The organism is Branchiibius hedensis (assembly GCF_900108585.1).
In the GTDB taxonomy this organism is placed as follows: Bacteria; Actinomycetota; Actinomycetes; order Actinomycetales; family Dermatophilaceae; genus Branchiibius; species Branchiibius hedensis.
The window spans coordinates 3,296,582-3,316,431 of the sequence record NZ_UESZ01000001.1 but is presented as its reverse complement, the minus strand read 5'-3'; the positions used below and the strand labels follow the sequence as shown (position 1 = coordinate 3,316,431).

Below are 19,850 nucleotides of genomic sequence, written 5' to 3'. Positions count from 1 at the left end.
GCTACCCCCTCCGCGGCGTCCGGGGCAACCCGTAGCCCGTCGTGGCGACCATGTCACGCAGGACATCGTTGACCCCGCCACCGAACGTGTTGACAACGCTCTGGCGACTCAGTTGCTCCAACTCTCCGGCGAGGACTGCACAGGGCTCGTCGGGACGGATCCGGCCCCTGGCGCCGAGGACGCGCAGCAGGATGCGTTGCACGGCGATATGCGCCTCGGTGCCGTAGACCTTGGTGGCACTGGCGTCGGCGACATCCAACTCGCCGCGCGCCATCAGATCGGTCATCCTCCAGTTGAGCAGGCGCATCGCGTCAAGCCGGGCGAAGCTCTCGGCAAGGTCCGCGCGAACCCACGGGACGTCGACCAGTCCCTCCACCCGCGCCCAGTCCGATACGCGTTGCCACAGGCCCAGCGTGCGACCACCTAGGGCCGCCAACCCCACCCGCTCGTGGTTGAGCATCTCGGTGATGACCCGCCACCCACCATCGACACCACCGACGAAGGCGTCGGCGCCGATCCTGATCCCGGTGAAGTAGGTCGCGGTCACCGACATCCCCCCGACGGTGCGGATCGGGCTCCAGGAGTAGCCCGGGTCGTCGGTCGGCACGATGACCATCGAGATACCTCGATGCCGCGAGTCCGTCGCGCCCGTGCGCACCGCCAACCAGATGAAATCGGCGGTGTTGCCTCCCGTCGTGAAGACCTTGCTGCCGTCGATCACCCATTCGTCACCGTCGGCGACGGCCCGGGTGTGCAGCGCGGCGAGATCGGTGCCGGCCGACGGCTCGGTGTAACCCACCGCGAAGACGATCTCGCCGGCCAGGATGCCGGGCAGATACCGCTGGCGCTGCTGGGCCGTGCCCAGCTTCATCAGGGTCGGCCCGATGGTGTTGACGGTGACGAACGGGAACGGCACGCCGGCTCGCTGCACCTCGTCGAAGAACACGAACTGGTCGCGTTGACCCAGGCCGCGGCCGCCGTACTCCTTCGGCCAGCCGAGTCCGAGCCAGCCATCGGCTCCGAGCCGGCGCGTCACCTCCCGGAACCGCGGACCGCCGGCACCACCTTCACCCGCCGCCCGCAGTTCGTCCGCGGGCATGAAGGTTGCGAAGTACTCACGAAGCTCATGGCGCAGCCGGAGTTGTTCGGCCGTATCTTCGAGTCGCATGACCGCATCCTGACACGCTTGTAGACAGTTGTCTAGACTACTGTAGAGACGCCCGTGTATAGTGCCACCGTGTTCGAATTCCCGGCTCATGCCACGGTGGTCCCCCGAGCGTTCTCGCCCGCCCAGGCGGCTGGACTGCGCGCGCTGACCGACGCGGCCATCGAACTGGCCGCAGTCGGAGGGTACGAAGCCGCCGGCGTCCGGGAGGTCGCCGCCGCCGCCGGCATGTCGGCGGCGCGCGCCTATCAACTCGTCGGCTCCAAGGATGAGTTGCTGGTCCACGCGCTGTTGTCGCTATCCGAGCGGTCGACGCACGCAGTGCGCACCGAACTGGCGGTCGACGCCTCCCCGGCGACTCGCCTTGGGGTGGTGTTGGACAGGATCATGCGACAGATCGCCGCACGCCCCTTGCTCTACCGGGCGCTGCTGCGGGCCTATCTGTCCGACGCCGCGTCGATCGTCGTGGCCTCCGGACTGCCGGCGTTCGGGCCGGACCGCGCCGGTTGGATCCTGGAAGCGCTCTTCCCCGGAGACGACGATCCGTCCCCCGATCGCCGCGCTCTCACCGAGTCGGTGTCCCTCCTCTTCCTCGGAGCGATGGTCTCCGTGGCCGCCGGGCGCGATGTCGGCGAGGTGCGCCAGGTCCTCGACCGGACGGTCGATGCCCTGCTGGGAGAACTGGAGTGAGGACCCTCGAAGGACGCGTTGCTCTGGTGACCGGAGCCGGGGACGGTCTCGGCAGGGTCGAGGCGCTGACTCTTGCCGCGGCCGGCGCAGCGGTCGCCGTCAATGACATCGACGACCGCGCTCACGCTGTCGCCGAGCAGATCGAACGTCTCGGCGGACGCGCGATCCCGCTGGTTGCCGACGTCGGCGATTGGGTCGCCGCTGAGACGCTCGTCTCCGACACGATCGGTGCCTTGGGTGGGCTCGACATCCTGGTCAACAACGCGGGGATCACCCGCGACCGCATGCTGTTCAACCTCGCCCGAAGTGACTGGGAGAGCGTGATGGCGGTGCACCTGACCGGTCATGCCGCGACGTCGCGAGCGGCAGCTGCCTACTGGCGCACCCTTGCTAAGACCGGCGACCCGGTCGACGCCCGGGTTATCAACACCGCCTCGGAATCCTTCCTGTTCGGGCCGCCCGGCCAAGCGAACTACGCCGCGGCTAAGGCCGGGATCGTGGCACTCACCTTGTCGACGGCGCGCGCCCTCGGCCAGTACGGCGTGACCGCCAACGCCATCTGCCCACGCGCCCGCACCGCGATGACCGCCGATCTGTACGGCGAGGAACAGCACCCGACGGAGGCCGGACGCGACCCGTGGGCACCGGAACACGTCGCGCGACTCGTGCGCTACCTCGCCGGGCCGGCGGCCGCCGGCATCACCGGTCAGGTGCTGGTCACCTACGGTCCCAGGGTCGCAGTGCTAGCCGCACCGACGGTCGCCGCCACCTTCCGGGCGGACGTCGCCTTCGATGACGACACGCTCGACGCCGGCTTGGGTGATTTCCTGCGGACCGAATTCGCAGGGCGCGGCTTTGCAGCGCCGCAGGTGGCGCACGCGTTCGACGAAGCCTGACCTCGGTCAGCCGGGCTCGCCGGCACGAGGTGCCGCAGCGGGCAGGCCGAGGACCTCGATCAGCGCCCGGCGCAGTTGCCGCGGATCGATGATCTCGTCGTAGGTTCCGGTGGAGGCAAATCGCCACGGTCCCGCGCCCTCAGCCGCCAGCAGTTCCTCGCGGCGAGCCGCGTCTGCTCCCGACGTCGCGCCGCCGACCCCCGCGGGCATCCCGCCGAGCGTGGCACCGGGGAAGGCGAACGAGCGCATCTGGTGATCAAAGGGATTCGCACCGAAGACCGAACTGCCGAAGCCGAAGGCCTTGCGGACCGTGACGTGAATCTTCGGGACGGGCGAACGCCGCTGGGCCAGGAAGAAGCCAGCGCCGGCCCGCAGGATTCCGGCCCGCTCAGATGAACTGCCGGGCAGCATCCCCGGCGAGTCGGCCAGCAGGAGCAGCGGCAGTCCCCACCGACCGGTCCGTTCGATGAAGTGCGTCGCCTTGTCGGCCGCCGCCACGTCGATGGACCCGGCGAGCACCGCCGGCTGGCTGGCAACGATCGCCACGGCGTGACCGCCGATCCGGGCGAGCACGGTCAATAGTCCGACGCCGTAATCGCGCTGCAGTTCCATACTGCTGCCAGCATCAGTCAGGGCCTGCACGACCGGTCGCATGTCGAACGGGCGGCGACTATCGACCGGGATCAGATCGAGCAATTCGGGCAGATCCCGGGCGGCCGTGACGGCCGGGTCGGTAGACGGCACGGGCCCGCCGGGCAGATAGCCAAGCACTCGGCGTACGGCGAGGGCGGCGACCGGGGCATCGTCCGCCACCAGGTGCACCAACCCCGACTCCCTCGCGTGAACGTCAACGCCCCCAAGCTCCTGGGCGTCCACACGTTCGCCGATGGAGGCGGCCACCAGCGGCGGTCCGGCGGAGAACAGCGCGCCTCGCCCGCGGACCATCACGCAGATGTCGGACAGCGGCGCGGCAAGGGCGCCGTGACCGGCCGAGGGCCCGGTCACCACCGACAACACCGGGACGACCCCGTGCAGATCGGCCAGGATCTGCAAGTCGTGCGGCGCCGGTCGGTGGGGCGCCAGCGGGTTGGTGGCCCGGTGCCCCGCCCCGGACAGGAGCAGGATCAGCGGGGCGTGCAACTGGGCGGCGAGCATTGCCAAGCGGACCCGCTTGCTACCACCGGGGACTCCGATCGATCCGCCAGCGACCGTCGGATCCTCCACCCCCACGCAGACCACCCGGCCGTCGATCCGCGCCGTGCCCGCCACGAAACCGTCCGCCGCGCGTGGCGGCTCGATGCCGTCACCGACGGAGCCGGCGAGCAGCCCGATCTCCCGGAAGCTATCCGGGTCGACGAGCAGCTTCACCCAGGCCCGCGCATCGCGGCCGCCGCGCTCGGCCAGCCGCTCGAGCCGTTCGGTCCCGCCCATCGCGAGCGCCTGCGCCTGCCGTAGGGCCAGGTCCTCCAGCAAGGGGCGCCACTGCTCAGGGATGTCCGCAGAAGCTGTCGGAGAGTCAGCCACCGGAGATCACTCGTCGGATCTGGACTTTTCCCGTTGCGTTGCGCGGCAGCGGCTCGGAAGTGAACCGCCACCGCGTTGGTGTTTTGTAACGCGCGATCTGGTCGGCTGCGTGCTCGCGCAGCGCGGCGACCAGCTCGGCGTCGCCACGGTGCGCCCACTGCGGTGTCACCACCACCACCGCGGCAACCTCTTGGCCGAGCTCCGGGTGCGTGACCCCGTAGACGATGATCTCGGCAACCGCCGGATGGGTTGCGAGGGCTGCCTCGACTTCCGCAGGGTAGACATTCTCACCGCCGCGCACCACCAGATCGCTGCGCCGCGAGGAGACGTAGAGTTGCCCGCCCTCGAGGTAACCGAGGTCGCCTGTTCGATACCAACCTCCCGGCCGGAACGCAGCGGTGGTCGCCGCCTCGTTCTCCCAATAGCCGAGCATGAGTTGCGGCCCGCGGGCGTGGATCTCACCCTCCTGACCATCCGGCAGAGGTCGCCCGGACTCGTCCCGGATCTGCACCTCGACGGTCGGGACGACCCGACCGGCCGTCGCAGGGTAGGCGTCAACGTCGGCAGCAGAGCCGAGGGTCACCGCCGTCGCCGTCTCCGTCGACCCGTACGTCGTCCCAAGCGCCCGCCGGGCCTGTGGCAGTGCCGCAGTGACGGCGGCCCGCAACGCCGGTGAGTAGGCCGCGGAATTGAGCGACATCGTCCGCAGTGACGACAAGTCGTAGCGCTCCAGGTGCGGGTAGGCCGCGATTCGCGCAGCCATCGTGGGGACCGCCCCCCAATTGGTCACGCCTTCCCGCTCGATGAGGGCGAGCACCTCGCCAGCATCGAAGCGGCCCCGCACGATGACTGCGGTGTCGCCGACATCCAACCGCGGAACAACCAGGTTATACAGCCCGGCGATGTGGAAGAGCGGCGTCGCGAGCAGGAACCGCCGCCGCGCAGGGGGCGCGCCGAGCCGCTCGGCGACCGCGTCGTTGAGACGATGAAAATCGTTGGCGCACAGGATATTTCGGTGACTGTGAATGACGCCTTTCGAGCGACCCGTCGTCCCGGAGGTGAAGAGGATGGTCGCCGGATCGTCCTCGCCCAGCTCAGCGCCGGGTAGCTCGACCGTGTGTGCACCCGGATCTGGCAGCAGTTCGCGCAGGTCCTCCATCGAAAGGGTCGGCGCACCCTCCGGCAGCATTCCGCGCAGCGCGCCGTCGACGACGGCCACCGCCGGCTGGGTGAGGTCGAGAGCGTCTCGGATCTCCCCGGAGCTCCACCACGAGTTCACCGCGACGGCAACCGAACCGATCGCCACCGTTGCCCACCAGGTCACGATCCATTCCGCGCACGGCTGACCGAGGATCGCGACTCGATCCCCTGGTCCGATCCCCGCACCGATCAGGCGCCGTGCGACCGCTGCGACCCAATCGCGATGCTGGGCATGGGTCAGCCGCAGCTCACCGTCGACGAGATATTCGTTCTGCCCGTGCCGCGCGGAGTCGATCAGCAACTCCCGCAACGAGCGACGCCGGTGGCGGTAGACAGGCAGCACCACGCCGCACACCGGCTCGACGGCGATCTCGAAGCTAGCGCCGGTCGCGGTGAGTTCAGCGACGGCGTCGGCCCGTCGCTGCGCCGCCTGCTCTGCAGCAATCACCAGCTCAGACCGCTCGGCCGGATCTCGTGGCCTCACCGGGCTTCCGATCACCGCTGCACCACCTGGCCACCGTCGACATTCCAGCACTGCCCGGTGATGAATCCGCCACGCTCGCAGGCAAGGAGGGCGACCACCTCAGCGATGTCGTCACCCGATCCGACCCGGCCAAGAGGCACGGTCGCGGCCACGTAGCGGGCCCAACCCGCTTCATCGACGTCATCGATCCGAGAGGTGGCAATCACACCCGGACATACCGCGTTCACCCGGATCCCGTCGCTGGCCAACTCCCTGGCCATGGAGACGGTGAGCGACTGCACGGCCGCTTTCGACGCGCCGTACGCGGCCATCCGTGGCGGACCGGTCTTCCCCGCGACCGAAGAGATGTTGACGATCGCTCCGGGGCTGCGGCGGGCCAGCATCCGCCGCGCCGCCTCGCGGCTGACCAGAAAGGTCCCCCGGAGGTTGACCGCCACTACCTTCTCCCAGGCGTCCAGGTCCGTGTCGACCACCGGCACCCGGTCGGGGCCCCGCGCCGCGGCAGCATTGTTGACGCAGACGTCGACCGGCCCGAGCTGATGCTCGATTTCATCGAAGGCCGCCACCACCGCGGCCTCGTCGGTGATGTCGAACCGAAGGGCCATCGCGGCTCCGCCGCGGGCAGTCAGTTCCGCCGCGACCGAGTCGACACCTCGCCACCCGGCGGCACGCTCAGTCTCAAGTTGCACCGAACTGTCCCGGCCGGTGCCGCTCACTGCGACCGCAGCCCCAGCATCGGCGAGACGCTGTGCAATGGACCGGCCGATCGAACGCATGCGGCCAGCACCGGTCACGAGCGCGACCTTGCCGGCGAGGTCCGCGCCGGGATTCAGCACCGTTGCACCACAGCGCCGGTCGCCATCGCTCCGCCAGCACAGATCGCAACGACCGCGATCTCCCCGTCGATGCGCTCCAGCTCGCGCAGGGCCGCTCCCACCAGTCGCACGCCGGTCGCGCCAACGGGATGCCCGAGCGCGATCGCGCCGCCGTTGACGTTCAGCCTTGTCTCATCGATGCCGTGCACCTGCGCGCTGGACATCGGGACGGCCGCGAACGCCTCGTTGATTTCGAAGATGTCCACATCGCCGACGGTGAGTCCCGCTGCGCCGAGGACACGTTCGATCGCCTGAACGGGACCATCGAGCAGGTACTCCGGCTCCTGCGCACCGACCAGCGCCTGGGCGAGCAACCTGCCCCGGGGGCGCAGTCCCTCGGCGATGGCACGGCTGCGATCCATGAGCACCGCGGTCGCCGCGCCGTCGGTCACCTGTGAGGAGGTCCCCGGGGTGTGCAGCCCGTCGGCGATGACCGGATCCAGTCCGCCGAGCGTCTCCAGCGTCGTCTCACGCAGGCCGCTGTCGCGCTCGACGACGCGCTCACCACTCTCGGCGTCGGTCACCGTGATTGGGACGATGTCAGCGTCGAAGCGATGCTCCGCCCAGGCGGTCATCGCACGTTGCTGGGAGCGCGCGCCGAAGGCATCGAGATCGTCGCGTGAGAAGCCACGGCGGCGTGCGATCCGATCGGCACCGACGAACTGCCCCGGCATCTCGAGAGGGAAGGGCTCAGGGCGGACCTTGCCCGGACCGTTGACGACGTTGGCCATCAACGGGACTCGGCTCATCGACTCGACCCCGCACGCGAGACCAACATCGATGGCGCCGACCGCGATGAGCGCGGCGATCAGATGGATGGACTGCTGGCCGGACCCGCATTGTGCATCCAGTGTCGTCGCGGCAACCTGGGACGGCAGGCCGCGGGAGAGCCACGCAGTACGGGTCACGTTGCTGGACTGCTCACCGGCCTGCGTCACACAACCGCCGATCACCTGACCCACCTCGGACGCGTCGAGCCCCAGCCGATCGAGAGCAGCCTGCTGGACCGTTCCCAGCAGCGTTGCAGGATGGACGCCCGCGAGATCGGTACGCCGACGCGCGAACGGCGACCTCACGACGTCGACGATGACCGGCTCACCCACGGGCGACTCCGCCCTGCTGCGGCAGGAGCACGTCGCGGCCGTGGGCAGCGAACTCGCGCTCGAGACGATCCCGCGCCAAGGCATCGAGGACGCTGAATCCCGTTCCGAATCCAGTCGATTCGTACACGGGGTCGTCCACGTGCCAACCCTGCCGCCTGAGGCCCACCTTGGCCAACTTTCCGCTAGCGGTCGTCGGAAGCTCCTCGATCACCCGCACGAAGCGCGGCCACGCCTTGGTGCCGAGGTCGCTCTGCTCCTGCAGGTGCCGCACGAGCCGGTCGGGATCGAAGGACACCCCGGGCCGCATCTGGAGAGTCACCATCAATTGGTCGCCGGTGCGCGGATCGGGTACGGCGTACGCCGCGGCGACCGTGACGTCGTCCCAGCGCTCGATGATCCGCTCGATCGGTGCCGCGGCGAGGTTCTCTCCATCGACCCGCAACCAATCGGCGCCGCGGCCTGCGAAGTAGAAGAAGCCGCGCTCGTCGCGCCAGCCCAGGTCACCGGTCCAGAAGTTGCCACCCCGGATCCGCTCGGCGTCGGCGCCCGGGTTGCGGTAGTAGCCGTCGAAGGCACCGGCAGCGCCGATCGCGACGATCTGACCTGTGGCCTCCTGTGCATTCAGCAACCGGCCGTCGGCGCCCCGCACCGCCCGCGGGCACTCCTGCTCGGTGAGTGGATCGAGGATGCGCAGATCCAATCCGCCCACCGGCAGCCCCAGCGCGTCATCCGGCGTCTCGGGGGTCCGGTTGATGCGCACTACGCCCTCACTCATGCCGTAGCCCTCGGAGACCCGGCAGCCGAAGCGCTCGGCGAACGCGCGCACATCGGAGGCAGAGGCCTCGGTGCCGACCGCCAGTCGCAGGGTCGAGGTGGCGTCCCTGGGGTCCGGTGGCTGCGCCAGCACGTAGGACAACGCGCGGCCGACATAGTTGACGAAGGTGACGCCGTACCGGTGCACGTCTCGCGAGAATCCGGATGCGGTGAAGCGCGGCGCAAGGCACACGGTCGCCCCGGCATGCATCGCCGGGGCCAGGTTCATCATCAGGGAGTTGCCGTGGAAGAGCGGCATGCACACGTAGGTGACCGAATCGCGATCGATCTCGGTGCGGGTCCGCAGCGACTCGGCCAACGAGGCCAGCCGCCCCTGGCTGCACACCACTGCCTTGGGGGCGCCGGTGGACCCCGACGAGAAGAGAAGTAACAGCGTGTCAGCCGGGTCCGGTTCGATCGCGGGCAGTCCGGCCGCGGAGAACCGGCTGAGTGCCTCCTGATACTCACTGGTGCCGATGATCAGGGTCGGCAGGGCGTCCGCCGACGGTCCAGCCAGACCGGCCGCTTCCACCAGTGGCCAGCGCTCCTCGCTGGTGATCAGCAGGTCGCAATCGGTGTGCCGGATGTCGCCAGCCAGTTCGGCTCCTCGGCGCGTCGGGTTGGCGGCCACGATCACCGATCCGCTGAGAGCGGCGGCGCAGACCCAGAACACGAAGTCGGGCACGTTGTCTAGAAGGATGCCGATGTGGCGCGGTCTGCCTGCTGGACGCGGTTGGGAGAGTAGATAATTCGCGCGGATCGTGGATTCGCGGACTACCTGGTCCCAGGTCCAGACGGCCGCACCGGCCCGCACACCCAGATGATCGTCACCGCTGCGCGAGCGAACCACGTCAGCGAACGTCAGCACGCGAGTACCTCTCCTCACCATTGACAAGCAAGCGCTTGGTTGACACTATGCGTCGACTGCACAGGAGGTCAAGGGGGTCCCGATGCCCGATGCTGCGAAGGTCCCGCCGGCGCCTCGTGCGTCGCCGCGCTGGGGCGTCGCGACCGCACTGCCAGGTGACGTCGCCCTCGCGGACGTCCCGGCGCTGTGCCGGGCGATCCAGGACTGCGGTATCGACGTCCTGCATGTGCCGGAGTCGGTGCACGACTCGTTTCTGGTCGCGTTGCTCGCCCTGCAATCGACCACGACGTTGCGCGTGCGGACATCACTCACCGTGGCGCTGCCGCGCAGCCCGATGGTCACCGCCCTCGCCGCCTGGGACCTGGTGGAGGTGTCGGGAGGCCGCTTCGAGCTCGGCCTCGGCAGCCAGGTGCGTGGCAACATCGTCGACCGCTACTCGAGCCAATGGTCCGACCCTGCGGCACAGATGCGCGACTACTTCCACGCGGTCCGGGCGATCTTCGCCGCCTTCGAACGCCGCACCGGGCTGACCTACGAAGGTCCGTACTACCGGTTCACCCGGCTTCAACCTCTCTTCACCCCACGCGATCACGGCTACGGTCCACCCCGGCTGGTCGCTGGAGGCGTCGGTCCGCGGATGTGTCGCGTCGCGGGCGAGGTCGCCGATGAGTTCGTCGCACATCCGACCGCATCGCATCCCGAGGTGGTGCGCCAGCAGATCCTGCCGCGGCTGACCGAGGGCGTGCTGGCGGCAGGTCGGCAGGACCGTCCGGGGATCACGGTCGTGCCGTGGTGCCTGACCGGCATCGACCACGCCGCCATCGAATCCGAACGTGCCCGGATCCGGCGCGAGCTGTCTGTCCTGTTCTCCACACCGGCTTACCACCGCACGTTGACCCTGCTGGGCCACCCCGACGTGGGGGCGCAACTGCACGCCCTGTCCCGCGAGCGCCGATGGAGCGAACTCGCCGAGGCCATGCCCGCGACGCTGGTGGCCGACCTCGTGCCCGAGGGCACCTATGACCAGATCGCGCGGATCCTCACCACGCGGTACGACGGACTGTGCGACACCGTCGCACTGCCCCTGCCGCCCGCGCTGGTCAGCGCTCCTCAGCAACCGCCCACTCACATCCTCGATGGCTTCGCCTCGGCCATCGCTGAGCTGCATCGACAGGTAGCGTCCGGGCCTGCTTGACCGGCCGTGAGACCCGTCCTAGAGTCGCTACCAAGCGCTTGCTCGGTCACGGCGCCGATCCGCTCGGAGGGCAAAATGGTGGAAGCAGTCATTGTCGCGGCGGCCCGATCGCCGATCGGACGAGCAGGCAAGGGGTCTCTGGTCGACGTACGACCGCTCGATCTGCTGGGTCAGATGATCGAGGCGGCGCTCGCGCAGGTCCCGCAACTGTCCCGGACACAGATCGACGACACGTACGTCGGGACGGCCCAGCCAGCAGGCGAGCAGGGCTACAACCTTGGCCGTCAGGCGTCGATCTTCGCCGGTGCCGACGCGGTGCCCGGGGCCACCGTGTCGCGCTACTGCGCCTCCAGCGTGCAAACCACCCGGATGGCGTTCCACGCCATCAAGGCCGGCGAGGGCTCGATCTTCCTCTCCGCCGGAGTGGAGTCGGTCTCCCGATACCGCCTCGGCCGCAGCGACGGCATGCCGGACACCCACCATCCTCGGTACGCCGACGCCGAGGCTCGCTCCGCACGACGCGCCGGCGCGGGCGTCCCGGAGTGGACCGACCCCCGCGACGAAGGCCACCTGCCCGATCCGTATCTCGCCATGGGCCAGACCGCTGAGAATGTCGCCGGTCTGCGCTCGGTCAGCCGCGCCGCCCAGGACGAGTTCGGCGTGCGCAGCCAGAATCTGGCCGAGAAGGCCATCGACTCCGGCTTCTACCAGGCTGATATCACCCCGGTCACCCTGGCCGACGGCACAGTCGTCAGCACCGACGACGGACCGCGCCGGAGCGTGACGATGGAGAAGGTGTCCGCGCTCGCGCCGGTCTTCCGGCCCGACGGCACCGTCACGGCCGGTAACTGTTGCCCGCTCAACGACGGCGCGGCGGCTCTCATCGTGATGTCGGACGTGCGTGCCCGCGAACTCGGGATCACCCCACTCGCCCGGGTGGTGGCCACCGGCGTCTCCGCCTTGTCGCCCGAGATCATGGGCCTGGGTCCGGTCGACGCGTCCCGTCAGGCGCTGGCCTACGCCGGAATGTCGGCCTCCGATATCGACCTGTGGGAGATCAACGAGGCGTTCGCCGCGCAGGTCCTGCCCACCGTCGAGGACCTCGGACTCGACCTCGAGCGCGTCAATGTGCACGGCGGAGCGATCGCGCTCGGCCACCCCTTCGGCATGACCGGCGCCCGCATGACTCGGACCCTGCTCACCGGCCTGACAGCGCGGGATGCCTCGACGGGGGTTGTCACGATGTGCGCAGCAGGTGGTCAGGGGATGGCCCTCATCGTGGAGCGATTGTCCTGACATGACCACCCCCAACGCCACCGAGGCGCAGGCCGTGATCTATGAGACGGACGGGCAGGTCGCGACCGTCACCCTGAACCGCCCCCAATACCGCAACGCGCAGAATTCCGCGATGACCTACGCGCTGGATCGGGCGTTCTATCGCGCCGCCGCGGACGACGAGGTGCGGGTGGTGATCCTGCGCGGCGCGGGGGATCACTTCTGTGCGGGTCACGACATCGGCACACCGGAGCGGGACGTCGATGTCGCCTTCGAGCGCCAGGCCGGGCTGTGGTGGAGTCACGTCGGCAAGGAGGGGGTGGACCAGCGCTTCGCGCGGGAGTCCGAGGTCTACCTCGGCATGTGCCGGCGCTGGCGCGATCTGCCCAAGCCGATGATCGCTCAGGTGCACGGCGCGTGCATCGCCGGTGGCTTGATGCTGGCGTGGGTGTGCGACTTCATCGTCGCTTCCGACGATGCGTTCTTCATGGATCCCGTGGTGCGGATGGGGATCCCGGGTGTGGAGTACTTCGCCCATCCGTGGGTCATGACCCCCGCGGTGGCGCGCGAGTTCCTCTACACCGGCGACCGGATGCCGGCCGCCCGAGCCCGTGAGGTGGGCATGGTCAACCATGTTGTCCCCCGCGAGGACCTCGCATCGACGACCCTGCATATCGCGCAGCGGATCGCCACCATGCCCCGGCTCGGCCTGGCATTGACCAAGCGGGCGATCAACCAGGCCGAGGACCTCATGGGCATGCGGGCGGGGATGGATTCAGTCTTCGGGCTGCACCACGCCGCACATGCCCACAACGCCGAGGTGGGCCGGGACTCGCTGGCGGGCATGGACGCCCGGTCGATGCGGGACTCGGAGCGGGACTCGGAGCGGGCCGGCGACTGATCGTCGACGGCCGCCCACGATCACTGCGTGATGGTCCAGCCGCCGTCCACCGGGACCAGGACGCCATTGACGTACGCCGCGGCCGGAGACAGCAGGAAGAGCGTCACGTACGCGATGTCGTCCGGTTGCGCCATCCGGTGCAGTGGGATGCGGCGCAGGACCGATTGACCGGTCTCGCTCTCTGAAAATCCCTGCAGCCGTGGGGTGTCCACCATGCCCGGCGCCACCGCGTTGGCTCGCACGACATCGGCTCGGTAGGCCGCGAGGTGCCTGGTGTAGCCCGCGATCCCGGCCTTGCTCGCGGGGTACCAGTCAGGTGAGGTGCCGACGATGTTGCCCGCCACCGAGGCCATGTTGACCAGGGTGGCTCCCGCGGGTGCCTCGGCCAACCAGGTCTCGGTGACCCGGCGGACGCTGCCCAGCGCAATCCGGACAGCTTCGTCGAATTCGAGGGTCGGTCCGCCAGAGGCGGGTCCGGCATTGTTGACAAGATGGCGCACGGTGCCGGCGCTGCGCGACACCTCCATCGCGGCGACGACCGCCTCCTGATCAGCGACATCGGCCACCACCGGCAGCGCCTCGCCGCCCTCCGCCTCTATCTGCGCGACGGTCTGCGCCAGCCCGTCGGGCGCGAGATCCCAGGCGGCCACCCGTAACCCCTGCTGCGCGGCCCGCACCGCTATGGCGCGCCCGATCCCGCTGCCGGCACCGGTCACGACGATGACGTCACCCGGCGTGAACCCGAAGTTCAGCGACTGCTCCTGCATGGACTCCCTCTCCTGCGGTGTTCGATGATCACTCCCGGCATCCCGCGGGGGGTGACTAGACGCCGTACGCTCCGTCGACGTCGAGTTTCTGGCCCGACACGAAGCCGGCACGCTCGGAGACCAGGAAAGCGACCGCCTCGGCCACGTCCAGCGCGGAGCCGAAACGGCGCAGTGGGATGTTGCGGCGGGTCACCGCCAACGCCGCGTCGTCCAATTCCCCATCCGCCATCAACCGCGCGGCCATCCCGTCGGTCAGCATGCCGGGGCCCACGCAATTGGCCCGCACGCCGTAGCGGCCCTCCTCCGCGGCGACGGCTCGCACCAGAGCCTCAATGGTCGCCTTCGGCGCCGCCGAGAGGCCGTCGCGGACGGGATACCGGGTCGTCGCCGCCGTGGTCACGGCGGTGATGCTGCCCGATCGCTCCCGTAGTAGCGGCAGGAAGGCCGCCACCAGGGCGAAGAAGGCGATCCCCTCCTGCTGACACTGCCGGGCGAATTCGACGGGGTCGACCGTCGACAGATGCCGCATCGGCACATGCGGTCCGGCGGCGTGGACCAGGGCGTCGACTCCGCCGAACTCCGCTGTCACAGCCGCGGCGAGGGCGCTCGGTGCGTCGAGATCGCCCAGATCGAACGGTAGCGCGATCACCCGGCGTCCGATCCCTTCGAGCTCATCGACCAGGTCCTGCGCAGCGGCACTGCTTCTGCCGTAGGTGAGCGCGAGGTCGAATCCGTCCCGGGCGAGCACCCGGGCCACGGCACTGCCGATACCCCCCGTGGCGCCCGTGACCACAGCACTGTGCGTCGACTCAGGCGGCATGCACCCAGGCTATCTACCAAGCGCTTGCTTGACTAGACCGCTTGTGGTTGTCTGAGGACATGGCGACCGTCCGCGATCCGTCCCCGACCCCCAGCGTCCGCGACGGGATCTGCGCCGGCCGCGTTGTCATTGTGACCGGTGCCGGGCAGGGCCTCGGCGCTGCGCACGCCCGCGCCTTCGCTGAAGCCGGCGCCACGGTCGTCCTGAATGATCTCGGGCCCGATGTTCAGACGGTTGCCGACGAGTTGGCTGCCCAGGGTCACCCGGTGCTGGTCGTCCGCGGGGATATCGCCGATTGGGAGTTCGCCTGCGAGTTGATCGCGACCACTGTCGACCGATTCGGGGAGTTGCACACCCTGGTCAACAACGCGGGCATCAACCGCGACCGGATGCTCGCGACGGTCAGCGAGGACGAATGGGACGCAGTGATCCGGGTCAACCTCAAAGGTCACGCCGCGACCATGCGGCACGCGGTCGCGCACTGGCGCGCCCGGCACAAGGAGGGCCGGCCGGTCGCGGCCCGCGTGGTCAACACCAGTTCCGGCGCTGGGCTCTTCGGCTCAGTCGGGCAGGGTAACTACGCGGCCAGCAAGGCCGCGATCCTCGCGTTGACCCAGGTGGCGGCGGCCGAATGGGGCCGCTACGACGTCTTGGTCAACGCGATCGCACCGTCGGCACGCACCCCGATGACCGAAGCGGTCTTCGCCGACCAGATGGCCGCCCCCGAGGAAGGATTCGATGCCATGGATCCGGCCAACATCTCGCCCGTCGTCGTATGGCTCGGATCGGATCGTGCGAACGTCACCGGTCGGACCCTCGAGGTGGCCGGTGGTCAGGTGTGGTTGTGCGAGGGTTGGGCGCACGGTCCGTCGCTGGACGCGGGTCGACGGCTCGACCCCGCTGAGCTGACGGACATCGTGGCCAGCCTCGAATCGCGCGCCCAGCCAGTCACCCCTGTCTACGGAGCGTGAGATGACGTCACAACACCGTGCACCTCGCCCATTGGGCCACGACGTCGCCGACGAGGACGTGCGACGGGAGGCGCGCGAATGGCTCGACCACGAACTCGGCGGTGAGTTCCGTGATCTGGTCGGACGTGGCGGCGCCGGCAAGGAGGATGAATCACTCGACCGGCGCCGCGACTGGGAGCGCCGGCTCGGCGAGGGCGGGTGGATCGGTTTGGGCTGGCCGGTGGCAGACGGCGGACGAGGGGCGACCCTCGGCCAGCAGGTGATCTTCCACGAGGAATACGCCCGGGCGGGTGGGCCGGGTCGATTGGGGCACATCGGTGAGCAGCTCCTGGGTCCGACGCTGCTTGCCTTCGGTACCGCAGATCAGCGCCAGCGGTTCCTGCCGGGCATCCTGGCCGGCACGACTCTGTGGTGCCAGGGCTACTCCGAGCCCGGCGCCGGGTCCGACCTCGCCGGCGTGCGGACCAGCGCCCGGCGCGATGGAGATGACTACGTCATCACCGGTCAGAAGGTGTGGACCTCGCTGGCCCATCTCGCGGACTGGTGCTTCGCGGTCGTCCGCACTGACCCGAATTCCGTCCGGCACCACGGTCTGTCCTACCTGCTGGTCCCGATGGATCAGCCCGGCATCGACGTCCGCCCCATTCCTCAGATCACTCGGCGCAGCGAGTTCAACGAGGTGTTCTTCGACGGCGCTCGGACCCCGACCACCAACCTCGTAGGCGAGGAGGGCCAGGGCTGGAAGGTCGCGATGGGCACGTTGGGCTTCGAGCGCGGAGTCTCCACCCTTGGCCAGCAGATCGGCTTCGGGCGGGAACTGGCCGGCGTGATCGCCGTGGCCCGCGACAATGGCGCCGCGCAGGATCCGGAGATCGCCGAGCGCCTGACCCGCGCCTGGGTCGGCCTGCAGGTGCTGCGGCATCTGGCGGTGTCGACGCTGCGATCCTCCGCCGAGTTGAGCGGCTTCGAAGCATCGGCATCCAAACTCCAGTGGGCCGGATGGCACCGTGCGTTGGGTGAGCTCGCGATCGACGTCCTGGGCACCGACGGGTTGACGGTGGATGGCGCGACCTACGGCCTCTCGCCGCAGCAGACCGCTTTCCTCTTCAGCCGAGCCGACACGATCTACGGCGGATCCGATGAGATCCAGCGCAACATCATCTCCGAGCGGGTGCTCGGGCTGCCGAGGGGATAACCAGCCGATGACCATCACCAGCACCGAATCCCTCGAGTTGCGAGCGCAATTGGCCGCCGGAGTGGCGGAGGTCTTCACCGATCTGGAGTCCGGCTGGCGCGACCGCGTCATCGATACCGACGAGGGCTTCGACCCACTGCTGCACGCGCAGGCGGTGGGACTGGGCTGGGCCGGTGTGCCGGTCCCCGAGGAGTTCGGCGGGCTTGGTCTAGGACTGGCCGAGGCGATGGCCGTGATCGAGCAACTGGGCCGGGTGCTCGCGCCCTCACCGCTGGTCGACGCCCTTGTCGTGGGTACGGCGCTGGGCCGGGTCGGTGTCGAACCCGCCGCGCAGGAGGTGCTCGGCCGGCTGTCCGGTGAGGCAGCGGTCGTTGCCGTCGCCGGCCTGACCGCCCACCGCGGGGAGCCGGTGACGGCGACCGGGATCGAGATCGGGTCGGACGGGATCGTGTCGGGCTCGGCTCGCTGCGTCGCCTTCGCCGGCAGCGCCGATCTGCTGGTCGCGGTGGGAGCCGACCAAGTCGCCGTCGTCGACGCCGCGGCCGAGGGTGTCGCCGTGACCGCCCAATCCGGTCTCGACCACACGCGCCGCCTCGGCGAGGTGATCTTCACCCGCGCGCACGGCAGGATCCTCGGCGGCCCCGACCTGGCGGATGAGCTGCGGATGATCGCCCTGCTCTCCAGCGCGGTCGAGTGCGCGGCCGCGGCCCGATCGTGTCTCGAGACGACCGTGGAGCATCTGAAGACGCGAGAGCAGTTCGGCCGTGCACTGGGCACTTTCCAGGCGCTGCGGCATCGCGCGGCGGATCTGTATCTGACCGCAGCCGAAGCCAGGGCGACCGCGGACTACGCGGTCGGGGTCGCGAGCGGGGAGGTCACACCGCGCGCCGGGCAGGAGGCCCTCGGCGACGAACTCGCGGTCCTTGCACCTCTGGCCAAAGTCGTCTGCACCGATGCCCTGATGACGGTCGCTGCCGATTGCCTGCAACTGCACGGCGGAAGCGGCTTCACCTTCGAATACCCGATCCACCACTACCTCAAGCGCGGTAAGGCCGAGCAGCATCGGCTGGGCACCAACTCGGCATGGCGGGCGTATTTCGGACAGCGGCTCGGGCTGAACACCCGGTGACGTCCAACCCGCCGGATCAGCCGGGGGTCGGCGGCCGCGCCGCCAGTAGTCGGGCCGGCAGTTCGCCGCCTCCGTCGACCAGCAGTGACGCACCGTTGATGTATCCCGCAAGCGGCGAGCACAGCAGGAGCACCGCGCCCGCGACATCCTGTGCGGTGGCCATCCGCTGCATCGGGATCACGCCGGCGACGCGAGCCGGGCCGTCGTCGTCGCCGTAGTAGTCGCTGGCCGCGTCGGTCAGCACCAGCCCCACTGTGACCTCGTTGACGCGCACCGCCGGCGCGAACTCCACAGCGAGCGCCCGCGTCGCCATGCTCAATCCGGCCTTCGCAGCGCTGTAGGCGGCCGTCCCGGGCATCGGGTGCCGGCCAGACACCGAGCCGATGTTGATGATCAAGCCTCCGGCGTGACTTTGCTCCAGGGCTGGGTAGGCCAGGCGCGCTAACTGCATCGGCGCGACCAGATTCAGGGTGATGACCGAAGCCATCAACCGCGGCGAAGCGGTGCGGGCATCGGCCTCTGGAGAGCCTCCGGCGTTGTTGACCAGGAGGTCGAGTCCGCCGACTGCCGCCACCGTCTCATCGACGAGCCGGGCCTGCTGCTCGACATCGCGGATGTCCGCCGCGATGAAGTGCGCGCGCTGGTCGCCGTACTGCGGAAGCTGTTGCGGCTCAGAGCGACTGGCGACGACCACCTCGGCACCAGCGGCGAGCAGCGCTTCCGCGATCACCTTGCCGATGCCGCGCGGCCCGCCGGTCACCAGCGCGCGGCGACCGTGCAGATCGACGCTACCGGCCGGCGTACCCGATGCCGTCACAGCCGCTCGATGATCGTCACGTTGGCCTGGCCACCGCCCTCGCACATCACCTGCAGACCGTAGCGGCCACCGGTGCTCTCCAACTCGTTCAGCAGGCTGGTCATCAACCGGGCACCGGTCGCGCCGAGCGGGTGACCCAGCGCGATACCGCCGCCGTTCACGTTGACCCGCGCGGGATCGGCGCCGGTCTCCTTCAGCCAGGCGAGGACCACGCTGGCGAAGGCCTCGTTGACCTCCGCGAGGTCGATGTCATCGATCGACAGACCGGTGCGCTGCAATGCGCGTGCGGTCGCCGGGATCGGCGCGGTGAGCATCCACACCGGGTCATCGCCCATGACCGATAGGTGGTGGATGCGAGCCCGCGGAGTCAGACCATGATCGCGGACGGCGGACTCTCCGGCGACCAGCAGCGCCGCGGCTCCGTCGCAGATCTGGCTGGCCATCGCCGCGGTGACGATGCCGCCCTCCTCCAGCGGGTCGAGGTCGGCCATCGCCTCCAAGCTGGTGTCCCTGCGCACACAGGTGTCGCGCACCGCTGAGCCAAGCGGCGCGATCTCGCGGTCGAAGCGGCCCTCATCCTGAGCCCGGGCCGCCCGGCGGTGGCTCTGCAGCGCGAACTGCTCCATGTCCAGCCGACTGCAGCCCCACTTCTCCGCGATCATCTGGGCCGATCGATACTGCGACGGGGGGACGCTGCCGTAGCGTTCCCGGAAGCCAACCGAGCCGGTCACCGGATCGGGGAAGCCGAACTGCTCTCCGACTGTCATCGCCGCGGAGATCGGGATGGCGCTCATGTTCTGCAGACCGCCGGCGACGACCAGGTCGGCAGTCCCACTCATCACCGCCTGCGCCGCGAAATGCACGGCCTGCTGCGACGAACCGCACTGCCGATCCACCGTCACGCCGGGGACGTGGCTCGGCAGCCCGGCCGCCAACCACGCCGTCCGGGCGACATCGCCGGCCTGGCCGCCGATCGTGTCGACGCAGCCCATGACCACGTCGTCAACGGCACCGGGGTCGATTCCGGTGCGTTCCACCAGTGCGGTCAGCACGTGGGCGCCCAGGTCCGCCGGGTGGACCTGGGCGAGGTCACCTCGACGTCGGGTGACCGGCGTACGGACGGCGTCTACGAGATATGCCTCGGCCATGAGGGCTCCCTTGT

General features: G+C 69.5%; 18 protein-coding genes. 8 read left to right on the top strand and 10 right to left on the bottom strand.

All coding sequences use genetic code 11. The features are described 5' to 3' along the window. Position 1 precedes the first annotated feature (1 nt). A complete protein-coding gene (locus DR843_RS16095) occupies positions 2-1,168 on the bottom strand; it encodes an acyl-CoA dehydrogenase family protein (RefSeq protein ID WP_109687430.1) in 1,167 nt (388 codons plus the stop codon). Positions 1,169-1,237: 69 nt separating this feature from the next. On the opposite strand from DR843_RS16095, the gene DR843_RS16090 reads away from it, so the two are divergent. Both DR843_RS16090 and DR843_RS16085 read left to right on the top strand, forming a co-directional pair. Further along, positions 1,238-1,855, top strand: coding sequence for a TetR/AcrR family transcriptional regulator (locus tag DR843_RS16090; protein ID WP_170119899.1), 618 nt, complete (start codon positions 1,238-1,240; stop codon positions 1,853-1,855). Next, positions 1,852-2,751: an SDR family NAD(P)-dependent oxidoreductase gene (locus DR843_RS16085; RefSeq protein WP_109687426.1), complete on the top strand. Its 900-nt coding sequence runs from the start codon at positions 1,852-1,854 to the stop codon at positions 2,749-2,751. The genes DR843_RS16090 and DR843_RS16085 overlap by 4 nt, the downstream gene beginning before the upstream one ends. 6 nt (positions 2,752-2,757) lie before the next feature. Here DR843_RS16085 and DR843_RS16080 read toward each other — a convergent pair whose 3' ends face one another. The 5 genes from DR843_RS16080 to DR843_RS16060 are packed head-to-tail and all read right to left on the bottom strand — an operon-like array spanning position 2,758 to position 9,618. Next, positions 2,758-4,275, bottom strand: a complete 1,518-nt coding sequence (locus DR843_RS16080) for an acyl-CoA carboxylase subunit beta (protein ID WP_211310269.1) — start codon at positions 4,273-4,275, stop codon at positions 2,758-2,760. Beyond that, entirely contained in the window at positions 4,268-5,923 is a 1,656-nt protein-coding gene (locus DR843_RS16075; RefSeq protein ID WP_211310268.1) for a class I adenylate-forming enzyme family protein, read from the bottom strand. Before DR843_RS16075 ends, DR843_RS16080 begins: the two co-directional genes overlap by 8 nt. A gap of 47 nt (positions 5,924-5,970) precedes the next feature. Next, complete coding sequence (locus DR843_RS16070; RefSeq protein ID WP_211310267.1) at positions 5,971-6,795, bottom strand: SDR family NAD(P)-dependent oxidoreductase; 825 nt, start codon at positions 6,793-6,795, stop codon at positions 5,971-5,973. Beyond that, positions 6,789-7,937, bottom strand: coding sequence for a steroid 3-ketoacyl-CoA thiolase (locus DR843_RS16065; protein WP_109687424.1), 1,149 nt, complete (start codon positions 7,935-7,937; stop codon positions 6,789-6,791). The genes DR843_RS16070 and DR843_RS16065 overlap by 7 nt, the downstream gene beginning before the upstream one ends. Next, entirely contained in the window at positions 7,930-9,618 is a 1,689-nt protein-coding gene (locus tag DR843_RS16060) for an AMP-binding protein (RefSeq protein ID WP_109687423.1), read from the bottom strand. The genes DR843_RS16065 and DR843_RS16060 overlap by 8 nt, the downstream gene beginning before the upstream one ends. A gap of 82 nt (positions 9,619-9,700) precedes the next feature. Here DR843_RS16060 and DR843_RS16055 point away from each other — a divergent pair, with 82 nt between their 5' ends. The 3 genes from DR843_RS16055 to DR843_RS16045 all read left to right on the top strand — a co-directional run bounded on the left by DR843_RS16055 (position 9,701) and on the right by DR843_RS16045 (position 12,989). Next, a complete protein-coding gene (locus DR843_RS16055; protein ID WP_109687421.1) occupies positions 9,701-10,813 on the top strand; it encodes a TIGR03617 family F420-dependent LLM class oxidoreductase in 1,113 nt (370 codons plus the stop codon). A gap of 75 nt (positions 10,814-10,888) precedes the next feature. Further along, positions 10,889-12,109 carry an acetyl-CoA C-acetyltransferase gene (locus DR843_RS16050; RefSeq protein WP_109687419.1) on the top strand — a complete coding sequence of 407 codons (1,221 nt, stop codon included), beginning with the start codon at positions 10,889-10,891 and terminating at the stop codon, positions 12,107-12,109. 1 nt (position 12,110) lies between these two features. Next, the gene (locus tag DR843_RS16045; RefSeq protein WP_109687417.1) at positions 12,111-12,989 is read left to right on the top strand and encodes an enoyl-CoA hydratase; all 879 of its coding nucleotides are present in this window, start codon (positions 12,111-12,113) and stop codon (positions 12,987-12,989) included. Between the two features lie 20 nt (positions 12,990-13,009). Here DR843_RS16045 and DR843_RS16040 read toward each other — a convergent pair whose 3' ends face one another. Both DR843_RS16040 and DR843_RS16035 read right to left on the bottom strand, forming a co-directional pair. Then, the gene (locus DR843_RS16040; RefSeq protein ID WP_109687415.1) at positions 13,010-13,756 is read right to left on the bottom strand and encodes an SDR family NAD(P)-dependent oxidoreductase; all 747 of its coding nucleotides are present in this window, start codon (positions 13,754-13,756) and stop codon (positions 13,010-13,012) included. Between the two features lie 55 nt (positions 13,757-13,811). Next, the gene (locus DR843_RS16035) at positions 13,812-14,576 is read right to left on the bottom strand and encodes an SDR family NAD(P)-dependent oxidoreductase (protein ID WP_109687413.1); all 765 of its coding nucleotides are present in this window, start codon (positions 14,574-14,576) and stop codon (positions 13,812-13,814) included. A 59-nt stretch (positions 14,577-14,635) separates the two neighbouring features. On the opposite strand from DR843_RS16035, the gene DR843_RS16030 reads away from it, so the two are divergent. From DR843_RS16030 to DR843_RS16020, 3 genes are read left to right on the top strand one after another with little or no spacing between them, the layout of a single operon-like run. Beyond that, the gene (locus DR843_RS16030) at positions 14,636-15,547 is read left to right on the top strand and encodes an SDR family oxidoreductase (RefSeq protein WP_109687410.1); all 912 of its coding nucleotides are present in this window, start codon (positions 14,636-14,638) and stop codon (positions 15,545-15,547) included. 1 nt (position 15,548) lies between these two features. Beyond that, positions 15,549-16,742, top strand: a complete 1,194-nt coding sequence (locus tag DR843_RS16025; protein ID WP_109687408.1) for an acyl-CoA dehydrogenase family protein — start codon at positions 15,549-15,551, stop codon at positions 16,740-16,742. A gap of 7 nt (positions 16,743-16,749) precedes the next feature. After that, a complete protein-coding gene (locus DR843_RS16020; protein WP_170119898.1) occupies positions 16,750-17,871 on the top strand; it encodes an acyl-CoA dehydrogenase family protein in 1,122 nt (373 codons plus the stop codon). Between the two features lie 16 nt (positions 17,872-17,887). On the opposite strand, the gene DR843_RS16015 is transcribed toward DR843_RS16020, so the two are convergent. Further along, positions 17,888-18,688 carry an SDR family oxidoreductase gene (locus DR843_RS16015; protein WP_109687404.1) on the bottom strand — a complete coding sequence of 267 codons (801 nt, stop codon included), beginning with the start codon at positions 18,686-18,688 and terminating at the stop codon, positions 17,888-17,890. Then, positions 18,685-19,836, bottom strand: a complete 1,152-nt coding sequence (locus DR843_RS16010; RefSeq protein ID WP_109687402.1) for an acetyl-CoA C-acetyltransferase — start codon at positions 19,834-19,836, stop codon at positions 18,685-18,687. The genes DR843_RS16015 and DR843_RS16010 overlap by 4 nt, the downstream gene beginning before the upstream one ends. Positions 19,837-19,850: the final 14 nt, after the last annotated feature.

Excerpts from the sequence above, each read along its gene's own strand:
- DR843_RS16040 (WP_109687415.1), bottom strand. The coding sequence starts at position 13,756 with ATGCAGGAGCAGTCGCTGAACTTCGGGTTCACGCCGGGTGACGTCATC.
- DR843_RS16095 (WP_109687430.1), bottom strand. The coding sequence starts at position 1,168 with ATGCGACTCGAAGATACGGCCGAACAACTCCGGCTGCGCCATGAGCTT.
- DR843_RS16035 (WP_109687413.1), bottom strand. The coding sequence starts at position 14,576 with ATGCCGCCTGAGTCGACGCACAGTGCTGTGGTCACGGGCGCCACGGGG.
- DR843_RS16050 (WP_109687419.1), top strand. The coding sequence starts at position 10,889 with ATGGTGGAAGCAGTCATTGTCGCGGCGGCCCGATCGCCGATCGGACGA.
- DR843_RS16045 (WP_109687417.1), top strand. The coding sequence starts at position 12,111 with ATGACCACCCCCAACGCCACCGAGGCGCAGGCCGTGATCTATGAGACG.
- DR843_RS16055 (WP_109687421.1), top strand. The coding sequence starts at position 9,701 with ATGCCCGATGCTGCGAAGGTCCCGCCGGCGCCTCGTGCGTCGCCGCGC.
- DR843_RS16030 (WP_109687410.1), top strand. The coding sequence starts at position 14,636 with ATGGCGACCGTCCGCGATCCGTCCCCGACCCCCAGCGTCCGCGACGGG.
- DR843_RS16020 (WP_170119898.1), top strand. The coding sequence starts at position 16,750 with ATGACCATCACCAGCACCGAATCCCTCGAGTTGCGAGCGCAATTGGCC.
- DR843_RS16010 (WP_109687402.1), bottom strand. The coding sequence starts at position 19,836 with ATGGCCGAGGCATATCTCGTAGACGCCGTCCGTACGCCGGTCACCCGA.
- DR843_RS16025 (WP_109687408.1), top strand. The coding sequence starts at position 15,549 with ATGACGTCACAACACCGTGCACCTCGCCCATTGGGCCACGACGTCGCC.